The 2,248-nt window shown below is 54.1% G+C and carries 2 pseudogenes; one reads left to right on the plus strand and one right to left on the minus strand.

Features of this window, described 5'->3' with window-relative positions:
* A pseudogene (locus tag P3H15_RS53620) lies at positions 1-525 on the minus strand (DNA polymerase domain-containing protein); the annotation flags it as partial.
* Positions 526-546: 21 nt separating this feature from the next.
* Here P3H15_RS53620 and lacZ point away from each other — a divergent pair.
* Positions 547-2,248, plus strand: a pseudogene (lacZ, locus tag P3H15_RS53625) (beta-galactosidase); the annotation flags it as partial.

The following is a 2,248-nucleotide window of genomic DNA, read 5'->3' on the forward strand; positions in this document are numbered from 1 at the left end:
CTGATAGCGCAGATCTTCTTTACGATAGCCAAAGCCTTCCAGAATACGCAGCACCGCCGGCAGCACCTGGTTTTCGATATAGTATTCCGCATCATATTTATGTTTTTTCGGATCGTATTCTTCGGCCAGAATCGCACGGTTGCTAATCGGGCCATCACCACGCAGCACAATATAGCCAATCACCATGCCCGGTTTAATTTTCACGCCTTTCGCGGCCAGTTTTTTCGCCACCGCCACATGCGGGCCAATCGCTTTATATTCATGCAGCGGACGGGTAATTTGTTCGTAGATGGCCAGTTTTTCCGGCGGAATTTCATAGTTGGCCAGTTTCTGGATCACTTCTTTAACAATACGCACCGCTTCTTCCACATCACCATGTTTCAGAATGGTTTCCAGCACACGCGCCTGGGTTTCTTTGGCGATTTCGCTCCAATCACGACGCACAATTTCCAGGCCACGGGTAATAACTTTGCCTTCTTCATCAATCACCGCATAACGTTTTTTGGTCACGAAGAAGCCGCGTTGCTAGCCAACTGTTGGGAAGGGCGCTTTGCCTGGTTTCCGGCACCAGAAGCGGTGCCGGAAAGCTGGCTGGAGTGCGATCTTCCTGAGGCCGATACTGTCGTCGTCCCCTCAAACTGGCAGATGCACGGTTACGATGCGCCCATCTACACCAACGTGACCTATCCCATTACGGTCAATCCGCCGTTTGTTCCCACGGAGAATTCGACGGGTTGTTACTCGCTCACATTTAATGTTGATGAAAGCTGGCTACAGGAAGGCCAGACGCGAATTATTTTTGATGGCGTTAACTCGGCGTTTCATCTGTGGTGCAACGGGCGCTGGGTCGGTTACGGCCAGGACAGTCGTTTGCCGTCTGAATTTGACCTGAGCGCATTTTTACGCGCCGGAGAAAACCGCCTCGCGGTGATGGTGCTGCGCTGGAGTGACGGCAGTTATCTGGAAGATCAGGATATGTGGCGGATGAGCGGCATTTTCCGTGACGTCTCGTTGCTGCATAAACCGACTACACAAATCAGCGATTTCCATGTTGCCACTCGCTTTAATGATGATTTCAGCCGCGCTGTACTGGAGGCTGAAGTTCAGATGTGCGGCGAGTTGCGTGACTACCTACGGGTAACAGTTTCTTTATGGCAGGGTGAAACGCAGGTCGCCAGCGGCACCGCGCCTTTCGGCGGTGAAATTATCGATGAGCGTGGTGGTTATGCCGATCGCGTCACACTACATCTGAACGTCGAAAACCCGAAACTGTGGAGCGCCGAAATCCCGAATCTCTATCGTGCGGTGGTTGAACTGCACACCGCCGACGGCACGCTGATTGAAGCAGAAGCCTGCGATGTCGGTTTCCGCGAGGTGCGGATTGAAAATGGTCTGCTGCTGCTGAACGGCAAGCCGTTGCTGATTCGAGGCGTTAACCGTCACGAGCATCATCCTCAGCATGGTCAGGTCATGGATGAGCAGACGATGGTGCAGGATATTCTGCTGATGAAGCAGAACAACTTTAACGCCGTGCGCTGTTCGCATTATCCGAACCATCCGCTGTGGTACACGCTGTGCGACCGCTACGGCCTGTATGTGGTGGATGAAGCCAATATTGAAACCCACGGCATGGTGCCAATGAATCGTCTGACCGATGATCCGCGCTGGCTACCGGCGATGAGCGAACGCGTAACGCGAATGGTGCAGCGCGATCGTAATCACCCGAGTGTGATCATCTGGTCGCTGGGGAATGAATCAGGCCACGGCGCTAATCACGACGCGCTGTATCGCTGGATCAAATCTGTCGATCCTTCCCGCCCGGTGCAGTATGAAGGCGGCGGAGCCGACACCACGGCCACCGATATTATTTGCCCGATGTACGCGCGCGTGGATGAAGACCAGCCCTTCCCGGCTGTGCCGAAATGGTCCATCAAAAAATGGCTTTCGCTACCTGGAGAGACGCGCCCGCTGATCCTTTGCGAATACGCCCACGCGATGGGTAACAGTCTTGGCGGTTTCGCTAAATACTGGCAGGCGTTTCGTCAGTATCCCCGTTTACAGGGCGGCTTCGTCTGGGACTGGGTGGATCAGTCGCTGATTAAATATGATGAAAACGGCAACCCGTGGTCGGCTTACGGCGGTGATTTTGGCGATACGCCGAACGATCGCCAGTTCTGTATGAACGGTCTGGTCTTTGCCGACCGCACGCCGCATCCAGCGCTGACGGAAGCAAAACACCAGCAGCAGT

It is taken from the genome of Rhodococcus sp. T2V, assembly GCF_029269925.1.
Classification (GTDB): domain Bacteria; phylum Actinomycetota; class Actinomycetes; order Mycobacteriales; family Mycobacteriaceae; genus Rhodococcus_F; species Rhodococcus_F koreensis.